We start from the raw sequence: 18,338 nt of genomic DNA on the forward strand, positions 1-18,338 counted from the left end.
GAAACATGCCCACCAATTACCATGCAGCCGACGATCTGACGGATCATTCGACGGACATCCCTCAGGTAGGGTTGGCCATCATCACCGGGTCGGCAAACTGGGGGCTTGCCTTCCCGGAAGATGTCGAATTCGATGGTGTGCGTACCTTGCGGCGCGACATGAGTTTTGAAACGCCTTTCGGTCGTACCGACAACTGGAAGCTGCTCGAGTTCGACGCGTCGATTACTGCCGACGGGAGAGCAAAGCGCGCTCTGTGCATGTATTCGCACGGCAATCCCCGCGACCATATTGACCATTCCTGTCATCGCCGCGCGTTCTGGGTATTGATGCGGGCGGGTGTACGGCAAGTTCTCGCCTGCTCGACGGTTGGCGCCGTCAACAAGGCGATCCAGCCGGGCGACATGGTGGTGACCGCCGACATCATCGAACTGACGCAGACCCCGTTTTCACTGTTGCCTGACCGCCAGAGCTTTGACTGTTCGGGCAAGCAAATCGTGTGTCCAAGATGTGCGGCGGTTCTGGTCGAAACGGCCCGCCGTCATTGGCCAGCCGAATGCCGCGTTTATGGCATCGAACAGCAGTTGGTGGCTGCCCACTGTTATGGGCCCCGGCTGACAACGCCAGCCGAAGCCTTGGCGTATCGGGGCATGGGGGCGGATGTACTCAACCATTCCATCGCCCCTGAGGCGACCTTGTCGCGCGAGATCGGCGCGTGTTTCGTGCCTTGCGCGTTCGTGACGGCGGGCTTCAACGACTATATGGATCGCAATCGCCAGAAATTGCTGCAGGAGGACGTGCTGCCCAATCTCTCAATGACAGCCTCGCGGGTCGCGCTGGAGACCGCCGCGCGACTTCCTGCTGATCCGGCATGCTCCTGTCAGGGCTTGAAGTCGCCTCAGCCGAAAGAACGCTCCAGCCGGTTCTGAGATACCCGCCAGATGGCTGAAGCTCTGCCGCAGACTAGGGATCTCGAGAGTTGTGTGCGTCAAGCTCTGCAAAAATGGCGTTGCATTCAGCGATGACGTTGGCGTGTCCGCCGGGCAGCCGGTAAGCCTATGGGAGCCGGTCTAGGGCCTCCGCAACTTTTACTCTCAGTTGCGCTTCGTCAAGATAGAATCTAGGATTCTCTCTAATCAAGCTGATATCGGAAGTATATGAGTCAATGCCAGCAAAGATCTCATCTATCACCTTAAACTCCTGCTCTGGGATGGCTCGCGTCTCATTCTTAAATTTCTTTAAGTAAATTTCTACCAACTTAGGAGCATCTATTTCCCCTGCGAGAAAAGTTTCAACCAACGCACGGTATTCGCCAGATACGCTGCTCATTGTTCGCCTCCCAGTTTTCCGGTCGTCAAGACATATTCTAACTGCTTGGGACTGAGCTTCCATCAAGACAGGAGATTTCCTGAACTATCGCGAATGACATTCAAGCCGGTTTGCGGGTCGACGAAGTGCGTTACTGATTGCTCTTGGTAAGTTCCTGGATGGCCTGCGTCATCTCGGCCTCCAAAGCCTCCTGCACCACAATCTGCAAGACCTTGCGAAAGCCGTCCTCATCCGACGACAGCGACGCTTTCAACTCGCCCTCTGCTCAGCCTATTTCTCGACTGGTCATGGCACTCCCCTTCCACGGGAATCGGTGGTCGAAACGTCACCAGCGTGCCATGGCAGCCCGTTGCCTCAGGCCAAGAGCTGTTCTCTCTCCAGAGCTTTTGCAGAACCTTCAGGACACTATCATCCCGAGGCGCTACGTTGGGCATGTTCGCGACGCTCGAGTCGTACGCTTCGGCAGCGGCAGTCCAACCCTAAGGCAGCCTGAACCGGTATTCCGTCACGTGATGGTAGATCTGCCCGGGCCACAGTGTGGCTTGCGGGAAATACGGCCGGTTCGGCGCATCCGGCCAGATTTGCGGCTCCAGGCAGAAGCCCGAAAAGGCCTTGTATTCACGCCCACCCAATCCAGGCGAAGACGGCGCCAGATACTGGCCGGTATAGAGCTGGACACCCGGCTCCGTGGTCCAGAGCTCCATCTCGACGCCGGAATTCGCGCCCTGCGCCCATGATGCCTGTTTCAGCGGCCCGCGCGTCGAGGCGAGGCAGAAATTCTGGTCATAGGGGAGCTGTTCGCCCTCGGTCTCCATGCGCAGCGGCCGCGCCTGGCGAAAGTCGAAAGGCGTGCCGTCGACCGGCTTGACCGTGCCTGTCGGGATCAGATCGGCGTCGACAGGAAGATAAGCGCCGGCATTCAGCATCAGCCGGTGGTCGAGAATGTCGCCGGCGCCGCCGTCATCCAGGTTGAAATAGGAATGCTGGGTGAGGTTGCAGAGCGTCGGCTCCTCGCAGGTGGCGGTCAGTTCGACGCTGAGCGTGCCGGGGATCTTCAGCCGGTAGGTGCAGGTCACGTCGAGCGCGCCGGGAAAGCCCATCGTGCCGTCGGGGTCGTGCAGGGTCAGCGTGACAAAATCCCTGCCATGCAGCGAAACCGCCCAGGCCCGGCGCGAAAAACCTTGCGAACCGCCATGCAGCGTGTGCTTTTCGAGGAAATTGCGCTCGGTCTGATAGCGTTTGCCGGCAAGCGTGAAGCGGCCGTCGCGGATACGGTTGGCATAGCGCCCGACGACGGTGCCGAAGAAGGCGGTGTCAGTCTCATAGTGCTCGAAACGATCATAGCCGAGCACCAGCGGCGCGTCGTGCCCGGCCAGACGCAGATCCTGGATGATCGCACCCAGCCCGATGATGTTGGCGGTGAGGCCGCCACCACGGATGGTGAAGCGGCGGACGGCCTCGCCCGCCTGCGTCGTGCCGAAAACCTCGCCGTCCTTCATTGCCATGCTCGCAAGTTCGCTGCTCGATGCCAGCCTGGCCTTTCGAAGCGGCCCAGGGTCGTTTTCGGTATTACCGCATCAGGCTTCTAGAGACCAAGTCCACCGATGCAGACATATTTGGTGTCGAGATAATCCTCGATGCCCTGATGGCCGCCTTCCTTGCCGAGGCCCGATTCCTTGACGCCGCCGAACGGCGCTTCAGGGGTGGTGATGAGCCCTTCATTGACGCCGACCATGCCGTATTTCAGCCCTTCCATGACCCGGAAGGCGCGGCCGAGATCGCCGGTGTAGAAGTAGCAGGCCAGGCCGAACTCGGTGTCGTTGGCGAGTGCTACGGCCTCTTCCTCGGTCTCGAACTTGAATACCGGTGCTACCGGGCCGAAGATTTCTTCCTTCATGAAGCGCATCTTCGGCGTCGCATTGGCGATCACTGTCGGCTGGAAGAACGAGCCGCCGAGCGCGTGGCGCTTGCCGCCGGCGACGACCTTGCCGCCTTTGGCAGTAGCGTCGGCAATCAGCTCCTCGACCTTCTCCACCGCCTTCTCATCGATTAGCGGTCCCTGCTGGACACCCTCCTCGAGGCCGGAACCGACCTTCAGCCCGTTGCTCGCAGCAGCCAGCTTTTCGACGAACTGGTCATAGATGCCGGCCTGCGCCAGGAAGCGGTTGGTGCAGACGCAGGTCTGGCCGGAATTGCGGTACTTGGCGGTGATGGCGCCGGCGACGGCCCGCTCGATGTCGGCGTCGTCGAAGACGATGAACGGCGCATTGCCGCCGAGCTCCATCGACACTTTCTTGACGGTCACCGACGACTTCTGGATCAGGATCTTGCCGACCTCCGTCGAGCCGGTGAAGGTGATCTTCTTGACCAGCGGGTTGGCACAGATCTCGTCGCCGATCTCACCGGCGGCGCCGGTCAGGATATTGATTACGCCTTTGGGGAAGCCGACTTCCTCGGCAAGCGCGCCCCAGGCAAGGCCGGAATAAGGCGTCTGCGACGCGGGCTTGACCACGGCGGTACAGCCGGCGGCAAGCGCCGGGCCAAGCTTGCGGGCCAACATCGAGGATGGGAAATTCCACGGCGTAATGGCGGCGATGACGCCGACCGGCTCCTTGGTCACCAGGATACGGCGGTCCGCCCAGGGCGACGGAACGACGTCGCCATAGGTGCGGCGGCCCTCTTCGGCGAACCACAATATGTAGGACGCGGCCGAGCCGATCTCGCCCTTCGATTCGAACAGCGACTTGCCCTGCTCGATGGTCAGCAGTTCGGCCAGCACGTCCTGATTGTCCATCATCGCGTCGTGCAGCTTGCGCAACAGCTTCGAGCGTTCGAGCGCGGTGGTCTTGCGCCATGTCTGGAAAGCAGCGTCGGCGGCTTCGATGGCGCGGCGGGTCTCGGCCTTGCCCGACTTCGGCACTGTGCCGATCTTGAGGCCGGTGGCAGGATTGTTGACGTCGATCGTCTGGCCTGAATCGGCCTGCACCCATTCGCCATTGATGAGATTGGCCTGCCGCATGAAATGGCTGGTTTTCTGAAGCATGATCTCGCCTCCGTTCGGCACCTGGCGGGCCGGTCGCTGATTTCGTGAATGGACGTGCGCGATAGCATCGCTAGAGCCACTGCTCTTAGCCCAGGGCAAGCCCCGCAAGCAATCACAAGATGGCATATAGGGTTTGGGCCAGCCAAAGCGAGAGCGATGCAGCCAAGGCTCCAGGGTATGTTGAGATTCAGGTCAGGCCGAGTCGAGAAGGGTGGGTTCCGAGAACCGGAACGGAGCGGACATTCGGGTCCGTGAGTACCGGAAGCGCAGGAAACCGCCATTCGCAGGCCGGCATCACCTGAATATCGACATACCCTACCCAAAAACATGGACGACCACCGTCAGCCAAAACGCAGTGGTCACGACAGCACAGGCGGTGGCGATGGTCATCTGGTTCGACGCCAGCGCCTGGCCGGTGTTGAACTGCACCGCGATGAGATAGGAATTGATGCCGGACGGCAACGCCGCAACCATCACCGCCACCTTGGCCGTCAATGGCGGCAGGCCGATCAGCCACACCAGGCCGAGAACCAGCGCCGGCATCAGGAACAGTTTCAGCGCCGACAGCGCCAGCGCCGGCCTTACATTGCCGGAGATGCCAAAGCGGCGCAGGCTGAGCCCCATGGCAAACAGCGCAACCGGGGCGGCCGTGCCGGCCAGCGCGTCGCTCAGCCGCGTCGCAAGCACCGGCAGCGGCGCACCGGTGAAGCGCCACGCCAGCCCGGCCAGTATGCCGATGATCAGCGGATTGATGATTACCCTCCTGAGAAAGCTCCTGACGACACGGACCGGATGCACAGGCTCGCTGCCGCCGCGGCCGAACATCTCGAACAGGATTATCGAGGCCATCATCATCACCGGCAGGTGAATGGAGACGAGCAGTGACAGCACTTCGAACCCGGCCGGCCCGAACACGCCGATGATGAAGGGCGCGCCGAGCAGGACGACGTTGGAGAAGGACGACGATACGCCGCCGACGACGCCGGCGCGGGCGTCCCGCCCGAAGATGCGCGTAACAACCAGATGGCCGGTGGCCCAGGTGAGCGCGACCGCCGCGAAATAAGCGCCCCACAGCGACCACGGCGCCACGCCGTGGAAATCGGCCTTTACCATGGTCTGGAACAGCAAAAGCGGCATTGCCACGTTGATGGCGAATTCGGATACGCCCTCGCCGCTCGCCGGCTTCAAATAGCCGGTCAACCCGGCAAGATAGCCGAGCCCGACGAGACTGAAGACGAAGAGGACGGTTTCGGTAAGCGGAGACATTTTTCCCGTGATAGGCGAGCCCTGAGCGCGGCGCAATCGCCCTTCCCTCGCGAATGTACCGGCCAACAATCCGGCCGCTCGGATCTTGCCCGAATTTGCTCATGGTTGGATGCCAGCGCTATACAGGGTTGTCGGGGGACACGCGGCGAATGGGCCTTGTCGGAAATCAGCACTTCTTCAAGCAGGCGTGGCTGACGGCTTTCGTCGGCGCCATGCTTTGCCTCGTGGTGACCTCGGCTCATGCCGCGGAGCCGGCGAGCCTCAAGGGTGTGGCGCTGATCGTCGGCCAGTCGAAATACCAGCACATAGCGGCTCTTCCCAACCCCGCCAACGACGCCCGCGACATCGCCAAGATGCTGACCGACCTCGGCTTCGACGCGCGCAGTGTAACCGACCGCGACACGGCAAAGCTGAAGCGCGACCTCGAGCGTTTCGCCGAGGATGCAGAGGACGCCGACGTCGCCTTGATCTACTATTCCGGCCACGGCATCGAGGCCGGCGGCGAAAACTATCTGGTGCCGGTCGACGCCGACGTTTCTTCATTGAAGGACGCCGATCAGGCCCTGGTGCCGATCTCCGCCGTCATGGACGAATTGAAGACGACCGTGCCGGTAACGATCATGTTGCTCGATGCCTGCCGCACCAACCCGTTTCCGGCGGATGCGGTGCTGCGCCGGGCGCCGACGGCCTCGGCCTCCCCGATCAGCGCCGGCGGATTGGAGCCGGTGCGCGGTGCCAGGGCACTGGCAAACGCGACCGCGACGGAAAATCTGGGAACGGTGATCGGCTTTGCCGCCGAGCCGGGGCGGCCGGCACTCGACGGCATCGTCGGCGAAAACAGCCCCTACGCAGCGGCACTTCTGCGCCACCTAGCGGCAATGAAGGGCACCGAGTTCGGCTCGGTCATGCGCATGGTGACCGAGGAGGTCTATCTCGACACCAAGGCAAGGCAGCGGCCATGGGTCAATGAAAGCCTGCGCCGGCTGCTCTATTTCGGCGTTGCACCGCAGGAGCCGACCGGCGACGACGACCTGATCACCGGCGAGCGGCGGCAATTGCTGCTGACGATCGCCGAGTTGCCGAACCCCAAGCGGGCACAGGTCGAACTGGCCTCGCTGCAGGACGGCGTGCCGCTCGACGCGCTTTATGGCGTGCTGAAGGCGCTCGGCACCGAAAAGATGCCGGAGGACCCCACCGACCTGCAAAAGCTGCTTGATGCGCAGGCCGAGCGCCTGAAGAAGATGATCTCCGAGCGCAACGCGCTGCGCACCGACGACCCCGAGATCAGCCGCCTCGTCGCCTCGGCCGACAAAGCGATCGGCCAGGGCGCCATCGTCACCGCGCGCAACTTCCTCGACCAGGCGGTGGGCCGGGTCGAGCAGGCCAGCGGCGTGGTCGATCGGGCAGAGGATCTGGTCAGGCAGAAGCGTCTTGCCGACGCGGCGATCTATGCCAGGCGCGCCGACGCTTCGGCGCTGGTCTTCGACTATCTGTCGGCCGCCAACGACTACGGCGAGGCCTTCTCGCTGGTCGAGAGATGGGACGACAGGCTGCGCTGGAACTACAAGAACCAGGAGGCGGAAGCGCTCAACGCGCATGGCAACGCCACCGGCGACAGGCAAGCGCTGCAGCACGCTATCGACGCCTACCGCGTCATCCTGAACTTCATCCCCAATGGCGAGCAGAACCGCGACTGGGCGATCACCCGCAACAACATGGCGGTGGTGCTGCAGACGATCGGCGAGCGCGAGCGCGAAACCGACCGGCTGGAAGAGGCAGCGAAAATCTTTCGCGATTCGCTTGCCGTGTTCGAGCGCGAGAAGGACGACATCAACTGGGCCGCGGCCCAGAACAACCTGGCCAATGTGCTGTTGAAGATCGGCGAACGCGAGAGCGACCCGAAACGCCTGAATGAGGCGGTGGTGGCGATGCGCGCCACGCTGGAGAAGCGGCCCCGCGACAAAGTCCCGCTGGACTGGGCCGCCTCGCAAAGCAACCTTGGCCTTGCGCTTTACGCGCTTTCGGAGCGCGAACCGGACGGCGAGCGCCTGACCGAGGCCGAGGCCGCCTACCGGCTGGCGCTTGAAGAATACACGCGCGAAAAGGCGCCCGTTCAGTGGGCGATGGTCCAGAACAATCTCGGCAACACGCTGGTGTCTCTCGGCACGCAACGCAACGACAAGGCAAAAATCGACGAGGCAGCCGCGGCATTCCGCGCCGCGCTCGAAATCCGCACACGCGACACCTTCCCGCTCTCCTGGGCGAGCAGCCGTCTCAATCTGGGTAACGCGCTGAGCAGTGCTGCCCGTTTCGATCTCGGCACCGGCCTGCTCGAAGAGGCGGCTGCCGCCTATGGCGACGCGCTGACCATATTCACACGCCAACGTTTTCCGACGGATTGGGCTTCGGCGGAGAACAATCTCGGCTCGATCTACCAGACGCTCGGCCAGCGCACGCGCGATCCTGCCAGGCTTGAGCAATCGGCGGCCGCATACCGGGCGGCACGGCGCGTCTACACCAAGAAGGAGTTTCCGCTCGACTGGGCGATGACCCACTACAATCTCGGCAACACGCTGCAACTGCTCGGCGGCGTGACCGACAAGCCGGTGCATTACGAGGAGGCGATCGAGGCCTATCGCGATGCACTTCGCGAATACAAGCGCGAGACGACGCCGCGGCAATGGGCACTGGCGCAGGCCGGTCTAGGCTCGGCGCTGCAATGGCTGAGCATGAGCGAGGCCGATCCCCGCAAACTGGCCGCTTCGATCGCCGCGCGCCGGGCAGCGCTGGAGGTGCTGACCTTCGAGACCTCGCCCGTCGACTGGGCGAACGCGCAGAACGGCATCGGCATGAGCCTGATCAATCTAGGCAATCTCGAACGCACCGGCAAATATCTGGACGAAGCCGAAGCCGCCTTCGAGGCAACGCTCAAGGTCTTCACCCGCGAAAGCCAGCCGATGCAATGGGCCTTCGAGCAGAACAATCTCGGCGACGTCCACTGGAACCGCGGCAGCTATGGCGGTGGCAATGCCGAATACCAAAAGGCGATCGAATTCTTCGAGAACGCCAAGCAGGGCTTTACCGATGCTGGCTATACACTCCCCATCCCGCTGACCGACCGCAAGATCGATCTGGTGAAGAAGCAGATAGCGAAGAAATAGGCGTCTCGGCCGCAGGTTGCACTCGGCTTGTCTTTCAGCCGGCTTTGCCGTCCCTATATGCCGGTCACCGGGGACCTGCCTGCCGGTCACCCGAAAAGGATGTCTGATGCTTCGATTTGTGCTGGCGCTGCTGTTGCTTGCCGTTTCCGCCACAGCCCATGCGACGGAAGCCGGCTGGGCGCTGCTGCGCGACGGCGGGCATGTGGTGCTGCTTCGCCATGCCATGGTCACCGGCACCACCGATGCGGCCAATTTCGACCTCGGCAAATGCGCCACCCAGGTCAATCTCTCTGAGCGCGGCAAGCAACAGGCGCGCAAGATCGGCGCGCTGTTTGGCGCCCGCGCGGCACCGGTCGAGCGCGTGCTGTCCAGCCGCTATTGCCGCTGCCTCGAAACCGCGCGCATAGCTTTCGAAAGCGAACCGGAGCCGTTCGCACCGCTTGACCTGCTGAAGACCGACGAAAAGGAGAAGGCCGCTCAGATCGCTGCGATCCTGGCAGAGATCCGCGGCTATTCCGGCTCCGACAATCTGGTCATGGTCACGCATCTCGAAGACATCAAGGAATTGACCGGCATCTCGCCGCGCGAAGGCGAAGCCGTGGTCGTCGAGCCGCAAGGCGACGGATTGCGCGTGCTCGGCCGCGTTACCTTCTGACCGGGCCGGTCGCTCCTCGCGTCGAGCGAGATAGGTGTTGCCGAAATGCCACTGCCACGAGAAGCCGTGGTTGGATTCCGATCTCATCTTGCTCTGCCAGAACATCAATCCCATCTGCGCCCGGCGTATCAGGCCTTTTCCTGCCCGGAAAAACCGATTAGACAGCCCAAAACACATGCGGACAGATTCCGCCCGCAATCGAAGGAAAAGCCCTTGTCCACCACGTTCGACAAAGTCGCCAAGATCATCGCCGACACCAGCGAGATCGACATCGAGACGATCACGCCCGAAAGCCACACCATCGACGATCTCGGCATCGACAGCCTCGACTTCCTCGACATCGTCTTTGCCATTGACAAGGAATTCGGCATCAAGGTGCCATTGGAAAAGTGGACGCAGGAGGTCAATGACGGCAAGGCCTCGACCGACGACTATTTCGTCATGAAGAACCTGTGCGCCAAGATCGACGCGCTCGTCGCCGCCAAGAACGCCATCTAAGCACTGCGCTTGACGCGCCCTCACCCACAACAGCCGCCCATGAACCCCCGCGACGTCGTCATATCAGGCATCGGCCTTGTCTCGTCACTGGGCGAGGGTCCGGATGCGCATTGGCAAAAGCTCGTCCAGCCGCGCCTTGAACCGGTTCTGGAGGCCTCGCGCTTCTCGCCCTATACGGTCCACCCGCTGCCGGAGATCGACTGGAACCTGCAGATCGCCAAGCGTGGCGACCAGCGGCAGATGGAGACCTGGCAGAGGCTCGGCACCTATGCGGCCGGCCTTGCGCTCGACGATGCCGGCATCAAGGGCAATGACGAACTCTGCGCGACCATGGACATGGTGGTGGCCGCCGGCGGCGGCGAGCGCGACGAGGCGGTCGACGCGGCCATTCTCGCGGCATCGGAAAGCCGCAATGACCGCGACGTGCTGCTCAACGAGAAGCTTACCACGGAATTGCGCCCGACGCTGTTTCTGGCACAGCTCTCCAACCTGCTCGCCGGCAACATCTCGATCGTCCATAAGGTGACGGGATCATCGCGCACCTTCATGGGCGAGGAAGGTGCCGGCGTTGCCGCTGTCGAGACGGCGGCCGCGCGCATCCGCTCCGGCCAGTCGACGCATATACTGGTCGGCGGCGCTTTCCAGACCGAACACTCCGACATGCTGCTCGGCTATGAACTGGCCGGCTACCTGCATCGCGGTCCGTGGACGCCGGTCTGGCAAAGGCAAGGTGCCGAGGGCGGCGGCGTGGTGACCGGATCCGGCGGCGCGTTTCTCGTTCTGGAGCAGCGCGAGCATGCGGAAAGCCGTGGCCGGAAGATCTATGCGGAACTCGGCCCGATCCTGTCCGGCCGTGCCAAGCGCCGGCGGGGCGAACTCGACGGTGAGATCGCCGCGCTGCTGAAGCAGGCCGCATTGCCGAATGGCGAGCTGCTCGCGATCTCCGGCGCTTCGGGCGCCCATGCCGCGACCGCCGCCGAGAAATCGGCGCTCGACGCCAATCCGGCGATCGCCGCACGCGGCTTTTCGACGCTGACCGGCCACATGAAGGAAGCGCAGTTCCCCTTTGCCGTTGCGCTGGCGGTACTGGCTGTCGACCGCAAGGCCGCCTACCCTGTGTTCGACGCCACAGTCGAAAAACCGTTTGCCGGTGTCCCGAAGACCGTCCTTGCAACGGCGATCGGCTATCACCAATTCGAGGGTATGGCGCTGATCAAAGCCGCCTAGAGCATCGGACCGAAAAGTGTGACGCGGTTTTCGGGCGATGCGACGCTCCAAGAGAAACAGGTTTTTGGACAACAAATGGCCAATCTGAACGACCATATGGGCAGGCCGATCGTCGCGGTCACCGGCATCGGCGTGGTGACGTCGCTCGGTGTCGGCAAGGCCGACAATTGGGCGGCGCTGACATCGGGCAAATCCGGCATCCATCCGATCACCCGCTTCCCGGTCGATCATCTCAACACCCGCATCTCCGGCATGGTCGACTTCCTGCCGTCGAGCTCCAAGGGCGCCAGTCTCCTCACCTATGAGCTTGCCGAAACCGCCGCCCAGGAAGCGATGTCGGAGGCGGGCCTCGATGCCGGCGATTTCGGCGGACCGCTGTTCCTCGCTTCGCCGCCGGTCGAGCTCGACTGGAGCGAGCGCTTTTCGCTCTACAATTCCGACAAGCCCAATAATTCAGACAGGCACGATTCCGGCGCCGAAAGGCTGCTGCGGGTAGCGCGCGGCCTCAGAGAACTCGACATCTTCGAGACCACCCAGTTCGGCTCGATTGCCGACCGGCTTGCCGACCGTTTCGGCACGCGCGGCCTGCCGATTACGCTGTCGACCGCGTGCGCTTCGGGCGCCACCTCGATCCAGCTCGGCGTCGAGGCGATCCGCCGCGGCGAATGCGACAGGGCGCTGTCGATCGGCGCCGACGGCTCGGCGACCGCCGAGGCGCTGATCCGCTTCTCGCTTCTATCGGCGCTCTCCACCCATAACGACATCCCTGAAAAGGCCTCAAAACCCTTCTCCAAGGATCGCGACGGCTTCGTGCTCGCCGAAGGCTCGGGCGCCCTTGTGCTGGAATCGCTGGAGGCAGCACTTGCCCGCGGCGCCACCGTTCTCGGCATATTGCGCGGCTGCGGCGAAAAGGCCGACGACTTCCATCGCACCCGCTCTAAGCCGGACGGTTCGCCGGCGATCGCGGCGGTGCGCGCCGCTCTTGCCGATGCCGGCTTGAGCGAGGACGGGATCGATTATGTCAACGCCCATGGCACCTCGACGCCCGAAAACGACAAGATGGAGCATTTGTCGCTGTCGACGGTGTTCGGCGAGCGGATCTCGTCAATGCCGGTCTCGTCGAACAAGTCGATGATCGGCCATACCCTATCGGCTGCCGGTGCTGTCGAGGCAGCATTTTCGCTGATGACGATGCGCGAAAGCGTCATTCCGCCGACCATCAACTACGACAATCCCGACCCGGCGATCGTCCTCGACGTGGTGCCGAACACCAAGCGCAACGCCGAGGTCGGCACGGTCCTGTCGAACTCCTTCGGCTTCGGCGGCCAGAACACCTGCCTTGTCATGGCGCGGGAACCGGTCTAAGCGACCTTTTTCAGCCAGACTGAACCGACAGGCACCATGCGCGCATTGCAACTTATCGAGGACCGCCGCCTTGAAACGGTGGACCTGCCGCCCCCGCCGCAACCTGCGCTAGGCGAGGTGACGCTGCGCATCAAGGCCGTGGCGCTGAACCACATCGACGTCTGGGGCTGGCGCGGCATGGCTTTTGCCAAGCGCAAGCTGCCGCTGGTCGTCGGCGCCGAGGCCTCGGGCGAGGTCGAGGCGGTCGGCCCCGGCGTTTCCAGCCTTGTGCCCGGGCAATTGGTCTCGATCTATGGCGCCCGCACCTGCGGGCTTTGCCGCGCCTGCCGCGAAGGCCGCGACAATCTCTGCGAGCATGTTTCGGGCGTGCACGGCTTCCATCTCGACGGCTTTGCGCAGGAAAAGATCAACCTGCCGGCGCGCCTTCTGGTCCCAGTTCCGCCCGGCGTGAGCGAAATCGGCGCGGCGGTGGCGCCTGTCACCTTCGGCACGGTCGAGCACATGCTGTTCGACAATGCCCGGCTGCAGTCCGGCGAGACGATACTGGTCCATGCCGGCGGCTCCGGCATCGGCTCCGCCGCGATTCAGCTGGCCAAGAAGATGGGCTGCACGGTCATCACCACCGTCGGCTCGAACGACAAGATCGACAAGGCCAAGGCGCTCGGCGCCGACCACGTCATCAATTACCGCGACGACCGCTTCGAAGGCGTCGTGCGCAAGCTGACCAAGAAGAAGGGCGTCGACGTGGTGTTCGAGCATGTCGGCGCCGACACCTTTGCCGCCTCGATGCTGTGCCTCAAACGCGGCGGTCGGCTGGTCACCTGCGGCTCGACCTCGGGCGTGTCGACGCAGATCAATTTGATGCAGTTGTTCCAGCAGCAGCTGAAGCTGCTAGGCTCGTTCGGCTGCCGCATGGAAAACATGGCCGACGCCATGCAGAAGATGGCGGCGGGCCTGGTCGCGCCGGTGATCGACACCGAGGTCGGCTTCGACGGCATCGATGCGGCGCTGAAACGCATGGAAGGCCGCGACGTCTTCGGCAAGATCATCCTGCGCGTCGGCTGAGAATGATCGGCAACGCCTTCAAGAAGATCCGCAGGGACCTGGGATTCCGCTATGGCAGGCGGCTTCGCCAGTTCAATTACTGGCTGGTCGCGCGGGTCGCGATGATCATCATCTCCGCGCTGCGCCTGCTGCCGCCCGACAGCGCGCTCAATTTTGCCGACCGCGCCGCCCGCCGCATCGGCCCTTGGGTGGCGCGCCATCAGGTTGCGGTCGACAATCTGCGCCAGGCCTATCCGGAAAAAAGCGATGCCGAGATCGAAGCGATCGCTTCCGACATGTGGGGCAACATGGCCCGCCTGGCCGCCGAATACATTTTTCTCGATGCTTTGTTCGACTACGATCCCACTGCGACGAAGCCAGGCCGCGTCGAGGTCAAGGGCGTGGAGCATTTCGTGCGCATCGCGGGCGAGGACAAGCCGCATATCGTCTTCACCGGGCATCTCGGCAATTTCGAACTGCTGCCGGTGGCGGCGGCGACTTTCGGCATGAATATCACGGCGCTGTTTCGCCCGCCCAACAACCCTTACCTCGCCGACTACATCCTCTCGACCCGCCGCTCGAGCATGGGATCGCTGCTGCCGTCTTCGACCGGTGCCTCGTTCGCGCTTGCGGCCGTCCTGGAGAAGGGCGGCAATATCGGCGTGCTAGTCGACCAGAAATTCACCGGCGGGCTCGAGACGACATTCTTCGGCCGCCCCTGCGAGAGCAACCGGGTCCTCGGCACCCTGGCGCGGCACTACGATTGCGATGTCTACCCGGCGCGCTGCGTGCGCTTGCCGAACAATCGTTTCCGGCTCGAGATCGAGGACAAGCTCACCTTGCCGCGCACCGCCGGCGGCAGTGTCGACGTCCCCGCCACCACCCAGCTTCTCAACGACGTCGTCGAGCGCTGGGTGCGCGAAGACCCCGGCCAGTGGATGTGGTTCCACAAGCGCTGGGAGATCAGCAAGCGCAAAAAGCGTCGGCCGGTGACAATGCGCGACAAAGCCGCTTGAGCGGAAACCATAGCAAGCGTTTTCCGCTACTGACGTATTTTTGTTCTTGCTTTGTGCCGGCAGCTATGCTACAAATTTAGTTATGGTGCTATTTGGCTCCGACGAACCCGCCGCTCCGGCGGGTTTTTTGTTGCGGGCCGGGGAGCAGACCCTAATTCGTCACGAGGATCCGCGTATTGCCGAAGCCGGCTTTGCGCACCATCGAATAGAATGCGGCCGCGTTGCTGGGGTGAAGGCGCACACAGCCATGCGATGCCGGGCGCCCCAATTGCCGGATCGCGCCGGTGCCGTGGATGGCATAGCCGCCGCGGAAGAACACCGAATAGGGCATCGGCGACATGTCGTATTTGCGCGAATACCACATCCGGGCCGTCCGCTGTGGACGATAGCTGCCGCGTGGCGTGATGTAGCCTTTGCGGGCGGTGGAAACGCTCCACCGGTAATACGACAGCCCGTATCTTACCGTCATCGTCTGTGAGGAAATATCGATGTTCGCGACCAGGCTGGCCGCACGACTCTCGAACGACGAACCGAACAGCATCGCTACTAATGCCGCTGCCATGAGAACAGTGTTTTTCATGCAATCAAACCCCTTTGATGCCCCTTGCCTGCCTGCCCTCACGCTGTTCCCCAGCGTTTTGATGGCAAGCCAGCGAGCTAACACTTACTCCCTGACGATTTCACCAATCCCAAGCAGCGAATTTGAACGATTTCCCGCAATAGTTGCCGTAACGACACGCAATCGCCTGGCAATTCGCCATCGGGCTTGCAAAACCCCCTCATCCGCTGCTCAATTCGCCGAATGAACGAACCGAACGAACGGCTCCTCAAGGCTATCGATGACCGAGCCGATGATCTGGTTGCACTGGCTGCGGATCTGATCCGCTTTCCGACCATCAATCCGCCCGGCGAAGCCTATCGGCCATGTGCCGAATATATCGGCGCGCGGCTGAAGAAGCGTGGTTTTGAGACGGAATTCATCCGTGCCGAGGGCACGCCTGGCGACACTGACCATTACCCGCGCGTCAATGTCGTCGCCCGCTTCGATGGCCGGGCGCCGGGTGCTTGCGTGCACTTCAATTCGCATATCGACGTCGTCGAGCCCGGCGACGGCTGGAGTCTCGATCCATTCGCCGGCATCGTCAGGGATGGCAAGGTCTATGGCCGCGGCGCTTGCGACATGAAAGGCGGGCTTGCCGCCTCGATCATCGCCGCTGAAGCCTTCATGGAGGTCTTTCCCGATTTTCCCGGCGCCATCGAGATTTCAGGCACGGTCGACGAGGAGTCCGGCGGCTTTGGCGGCGTCGCGCATCTGGCCAAGCTCGGCTATTTCTCCAGGCCGAAGGTCGACCACGTCATCATTCCCGAACCGCTCAACAAGGATCGCATCTGCCTTGGCCATCGCGGCGTCTGGTGGGCGGAGATCGAGACCAGGGGCGAGATCGCGCACGGCTCGATGCCGTTCCTCGGCGACAATGCGGTGCGCCATATGGGCGCCGTGCTGCGCGCCTTCGAGGACGAATTGTTTCCGGCGCTCGACCGCAAGATGACGTGCATGCCGGTCGTGCCCGAAGGCGCAAAACGCTCAACCATGAACATCAACTCGGTCCATGGCGGCCAGACGGAGGATTTCCGGCCCGGCCTGCCCTCGCCCAACGTGCCCGATTCCTGCCGGCTGACCATCGACCGCCGCTTCCTGCTCGAAGAGGATCTCGCTACGGTCAAGAGCGAGGTGACCGATATCCTCGAACGGCTGAAGCGCGAGCGCAAAAAGTTCGACTACGAAATCCGCGATCTGATGGAGGTGCTGCCGCTGATGACCGAGCGCGACGCGCCGGTGGTTAAGGCGGTCGCGCAAGGCATCATGGAGATATTCGACCGCGAACCGGATTACGTGATTTCGCCCGGCACTTACGACCAGAAGCACATCGCCCGTATCGGCCACATCTATGACTGCATCGCCTATGGCCCGGGCATCCTCGATCTCGCCCACCGGCCCGATGAATGGGTCGGCATTGCCGATATGCTGGACTCGGCAAAGGTGATGGCGATCGGCCTCGACGTTCTGCTGAGGGACGCCGGCCCGCGATGATCCGGCCTTGGGCGAAAAAACATTCCTCCCGGCGACCGCCGACGGGACGAAACGCAATTTACTCGGCGGCGAATTCACGCTTCTATCCGGCCGGGTTTGAGCACGTGTTTTAGACATGGGGAGTTGCACGATGAAATTGTGGAAAACCATTCTGGCCGCCGCGGCGCTGGCGTTGGCCGCCGGAACCTCGGCGATGGCCGCGCGCACCGACCTGGTCATCGGCATTACGCTCGAACCCCCGCATCTCGACCCGACCGCGGGTGCCGCCGCGGCAATCGACGAGGTACTCTATGCCAATGTCTTCGAGGGCCTGACCCGCATCGGCCCGAACGGCGAAGTGCTGCCCGATCTCGCGGAAAGCTGGAGCATTTCCGACGACGGCAAGGTCTACATTTTCAAGCTGCATACCGGCGTGAAATTCCATGACGGCACCGACTGCAACGCCGACGACGTGAAATTCTCGCTCGACCGTGCCCGCGCCGACAATTCCGTCAACGCGCAAAAGGGCCTGTTTGCCGCCATCGACAAGGTCGAGGTTGTCGATCCCGCGACGGTGAAGGTCACGCTGAAGAACCCGCAAGGCTCGTTCCTCTACAATATGGGCTGGGGCGACGCGGTTATCGTGGCGCCTGAGACAGCCGACACCAACAAGGAAAAGCCTGTTGGCACCGGCCCATTCAAGTTCCAGAACTGGGCCAAGGGCTCATCGATCACGCTGGTCAAGTCGGACAATTACTGGGGCGCCCCGGTATTCCTCGACAAGGCCGAGTTCCGCATCATTCCGGATGCCGCCGCCGCCGTTCCGGCGCTGCTTTCCGGCGACGTTCAGGCCTTTCCGTTCTTCGACCCCGACAGCGTCGCCCAGGTCAAGGACGACCCACGCTTCAAGGTGGTGATCGGCTCGACCGAGGGTGAAACCATCCTGTCGATCAACAACAAGAAGCCGCCCTTCGACAAGCTGCAGGTCAGGCAGGCGATTTCCTTTGCGCTCGATCGCAAGGCGATCATCGACGGCGCCTCGGCCGGCCTCGGCGTGCCGATCGGCTCGCACATGTCGCCCGCCAGCAAAGCCTATGTCGACCTCACCGGCCTCTATCCTCACAATGTGGACAAGGCCAAGGAATTGCTGAAGGAAGCCGGCTTGGAGAATGGCTTCGAGGCGACGCTCAAGCTGCCGCCGCCCTCCTACGCGCGGCTCGGTGGCGAGATCATCGCCTCCGAGCTTCGCGAAATCGGCATCGATCTCGAGATCATACCGGTTGAATGGGCGCAATGGCTGGACCAGGTCTTCACCAAGAAGGATTACGACCTGACCATCGTTTCCCATACCGAGCCCAACGACATCGATATCTATTCGCGTAAGGACTATTACTTCAATTACGACAATCCGGCCTTCGACAAGATCATCGAGGAGCTGAACCTTACCTCCGATGAGGCCAAGCGCACGACGCTGCTCGGCGAGGCGCAGAAGGTCCTGGCAGATGACGCCGTGGTCGGCTTCCTGTACGAATTGCCGAAGGTCGGCGTCTGGGACGCCAAACTGCAGGGCCTGTGGGAAAACGCCCCGATCCAGGCCAACGACCTGACCAAGGTGAAGTGGACGGATTGAGGCGCTGACAGAAGGGGCGAAAGTTGCACTCCGTCA

At 62.6% G+C, this 18,338-nt stretch carries 16 protein-coding genes; 10 read left to right on the forward strand and 6 right to left on the reverse strand.

Annotated features, from left to right (window positions below):
* The first annotated feature begins 5 nt into the window (after positions 1-5).
* Positions 6-926: a phosphorylase family protein gene (locus NKI63_RS10695; RefSeq protein WP_352505783.1), complete on the forward strand. Its 921-nt coding sequence runs from the start codon at positions 6-8 to the stop codon at positions 924-926.
* A 127-nt stretch (positions 927-1,053) separates the two neighbouring features.
* On the opposite strand, the gene NKI63_RS10700 is transcribed toward NKI63_RS10695, so the two are convergent.
* From NKI63_RS10700 to NKI63_RS10720, 5 genes are all read right to left on the reverse strand, one after another.
* Entirely contained in the window at positions 1,054-1,326 is a 273-nt protein-coding gene (locus NKI63_RS10700; protein WP_352505782.1) for a colicin immunity domain-containing protein, read from the reverse strand.
* Between the two features lie 130 nt (positions 1,327-1,456).
* The gene (locus NKI63_RS10705; protein WP_352821398.1) at positions 1,457-1,579 is read right to left on the reverse strand and encodes a hypothetical protein; all 123 of its coding nucleotides are present in this window, start codon (positions 1,577-1,579) and stop codon (positions 1,457-1,459) included.
* Between the two features lie 226 nt (positions 1,580-1,805).
* Positions 1,806-2,831 (reverse strand): aldose epimerase family protein, encoded by a 1,026-nt coding sequence (locus tag NKI63_RS10710; protein WP_352505780.1) that lies wholly within the window; start codon positions 2,829-2,831, stop codon positions 1,806-1,808.
* A gap of 80 nt (positions 2,832-2,911) precedes the next feature.
* Positions 2,912-4,369: an NAD-dependent succinate-semialdehyde dehydrogenase gene (locus NKI63_RS10715; RefSeq protein WP_352505779.1), complete on the reverse strand. Its 1,458-nt coding sequence runs from the start codon at positions 4,367-4,369 to the stop codon at positions 2,912-2,914.
* A 315-nt stretch (positions 4,370-4,684) separates the two neighbouring features.
* A complete protein-coding gene (locus NKI63_RS10720) occupies positions 4,685-5,635 on the reverse strand; it encodes an AEC family transporter (protein WP_352505778.1) in 951 nt (316 codons plus the stop codon).
* A 149-nt stretch (positions 5,636-5,784) separates the two neighbouring features.
* Between NKI63_RS10720 and NKI63_RS10725 the strand changes: the two genes are divergently transcribed.
* From NKI63_RS10725 to NKI63_RS10755, 7 genes are all read left to right on the forward strand, one after another.
* A complete protein-coding gene (locus tag NKI63_RS10725; protein ID WP_352505777.1) occupies positions 5,785-8,796 on the forward strand; it encodes a caspase family protein in 3,012 nt (1,003 codons plus the stop codon).
* A gap of 106 nt (positions 8,797-8,902) precedes the next feature.
* Positions 8,903-9,451, forward strand: a complete 549-nt coding sequence (locus tag NKI63_RS10730; RefSeq protein ID WP_352454578.1) for a histidine phosphatase family protein — start codon at positions 8,903-8,905, stop codon at positions 9,449-9,451.
* Positions 9,452-9,664: 213 nt separating this feature from the next.
* On the forward strand, positions 9,665-9,949 hold the full coding sequence (locus tag NKI63_RS10735; RefSeq protein ID WP_023676462.1) for an acyl carrier protein: 285 nt from the start codon (positions 9,665-9,667) through the stop codon (positions 9,947-9,949).
* Between the two features lie 39 nt (positions 9,950-9,988).
* Positions 9,989-11,176: a beta-ketoacyl-ACP synthase gene (locus tag NKI63_RS10740; RefSeq protein WP_352505776.1), complete on the forward strand. Its 1,188-nt coding sequence runs from the start codon at positions 9,989-9,991 to the stop codon at positions 11,174-11,176.
* A gap of 75 nt (positions 11,177-11,251) precedes the next feature.
* Positions 11,252-12,541, forward strand: coding sequence for a beta-ketoacyl-ACP synthase (locus NKI63_RS10745; RefSeq protein ID WP_352505775.1), 1,290 nt, complete (start codon positions 11,252-11,254; stop codon positions 12,539-12,541).
* 36 nt (positions 12,542-12,577) lie between these two features.
* On the forward strand, positions 12,578-13,606 hold the full coding sequence (locus tag NKI63_RS10750; protein WP_352505774.1) for a zinc-binding dehydrogenase: 1,029 nt from the start codon (positions 12,578-12,580) through the stop codon (positions 13,604-13,606).
* A gap of 2 nt (positions 13,607-13,608) precedes the next feature.
* Complete coding sequence (locus NKI63_RS10755) at positions 13,609-14,601, forward strand: lipid A biosynthesis lauroyl acyltransferase (protein ID WP_352505773.1); 993 nt, start codon at positions 13,609-13,611, stop codon at positions 14,599-14,601.
* Positions 14,602-14,752: 151 nt separating this feature from the next.
* Here the strand turns inward: NKI63_RS10755 and NKI63_RS10760 are convergent, their stop codons facing one another.
* Positions 14,753-15,181 (reverse strand): L,D-transpeptidase, encoded by a 429-nt coding sequence (locus tag NKI63_RS10760; protein ID WP_254818202.1) that lies wholly within the window; start codon positions 15,179-15,181, stop codon positions 14,753-14,755.
* Positions 15,182-15,403: 222 nt separating this feature from the next.
* Here NKI63_RS10760 and NKI63_RS10765 point away from each other — a divergent pair, with 222 nt between their 5' ends.
* Both NKI63_RS10765 and NKI63_RS10770 read left to right on the forward strand, forming a co-directional pair.
* Positions 15,404-16,693 carry an acetylornithine deacetylase/succinyl-diaminopimelate desuccinylase family protein gene (locus tag NKI63_RS10765; RefSeq protein ID WP_352505772.1) on the forward strand — a complete coding sequence of 430 codons (1,290 nt, stop codon included), beginning with the start codon at positions 15,404-15,406 and terminating at the stop codon, positions 16,691-16,693.
* Between the two features lie 130 nt (positions 16,694-16,823).
* Positions 16,824-18,302 (forward strand): ABC transporter substrate-binding protein, encoded by a 1,479-nt coding sequence (locus NKI63_RS10770; RefSeq protein WP_352821404.1) that lies wholly within the window; start codon positions 16,824-16,826, stop codon positions 18,300-18,302.
* Positions 18,303-18,338 lie beyond the last annotated feature (36 nt).

It is taken from the genome of Mesorhizobium sp. M0410 (genome assembly GCF_040321435.1).
In the GTDB taxonomy this organism is placed as follows: Bacteria; Pseudomonadota; Alphaproteobacteria; order Rhizobiales; family Rhizobiaceae; genus Mesorhizobium.

Excerpts from the sequence above, each read along its gene's own strand:
- NKI63_RS10765 (WP_352505772.1), top strand. The coding sequence starts at position 15,404 with ATGAACGAACCGAACGAACGGCTCCTCAAGGCTATCGATGACCGAGCC.
- NKI63_RS10700 (WP_352505782.1), bottom strand. The coding sequence starts at position 1,326 with ATGAGCAGCGTATCTGGCGAATACCGTGCGTTGGTTGAAACTTTTCTC.
- NKI63_RS10725 (WP_352505777.1), top strand. The coding sequence starts at position 5,785 with ATGGGCCTTGTCGGAAATCAGCACTTCTTCAAGCAGGCGTGGCTGACG.
- NKI63_RS10710 (WP_352505780.1), bottom strand. The coding sequence starts at position 2,831 with ATGGCAATGAAGGACGGCGAGGTTTTCGGCACGACGCAGGCGGGCGAG.
- NKI63_RS10695 (WP_352505783.1), top strand. The coding sequence starts at position 6 with ATGCCCACCAATTACCATGCAGCCGACGATCTGACGGATCATTCGACG.
- NKI63_RS10760 (WP_254818202.1), bottom strand. The coding sequence starts at position 15,181 with ATGAAAAACACTGTTCTCATGGCAGCGGCATTAGTAGCGATGCTGTTC.
- NKI63_RS10770 (WP_352821404.1), top strand. The coding sequence starts at position 16,824 with ATGAAATTGTGGAAAACCATTCTGGCCGCCGCGGCGCTGGCGTTGGCC.
- NKI63_RS10745 (WP_352505775.1), top strand. The coding sequence starts at position 11,252 with ATGGCCAATCTGAACGACCATATGGGCAGGCCGATCGTCGCGGTCACC.
- NKI63_RS10750 (WP_352505774.1), top strand. The coding sequence starts at position 12,578 with ATGCGCGCATTGCAACTTATCGAGGACCGCCGCCTTGAAACGGTGGAC.
- NKI63_RS10730 (WP_352454578.1), top strand. The coding sequence starts at position 8,903 with ATGCTTCGATTTGTGCTGGCGCTGCTGTTGCTTGCCGTTTCCGCCACA.
- NKI63_RS10720 (WP_352505778.1), bottom strand. The coding sequence starts at position 5,635 with ATGTCTCCGCTTACCGAAACCGTCCTCTTCGTCTTCAGTCTCGTCGGG.
- NKI63_RS10715 (WP_352505779.1), bottom strand. The coding sequence starts at position 4,369 with ATGCTTCAGAAAACCAGCCATTTCATGCGGCAGGCCAATCTCATCAAT.
- NKI63_RS10755 (WP_352505773.1), top strand. The coding sequence starts at position 13,609 with ATGATCGGCAACGCCTTCAAGAAGATCCGCAGGGACCTGGGATTCCGC.
- NKI63_RS10740 (WP_352505776.1), top strand. The coding sequence starts at position 9,989 with ATGAACCCCCGCGACGTCGTCATATCAGGCATCGGCCTTGTCTCGTCA.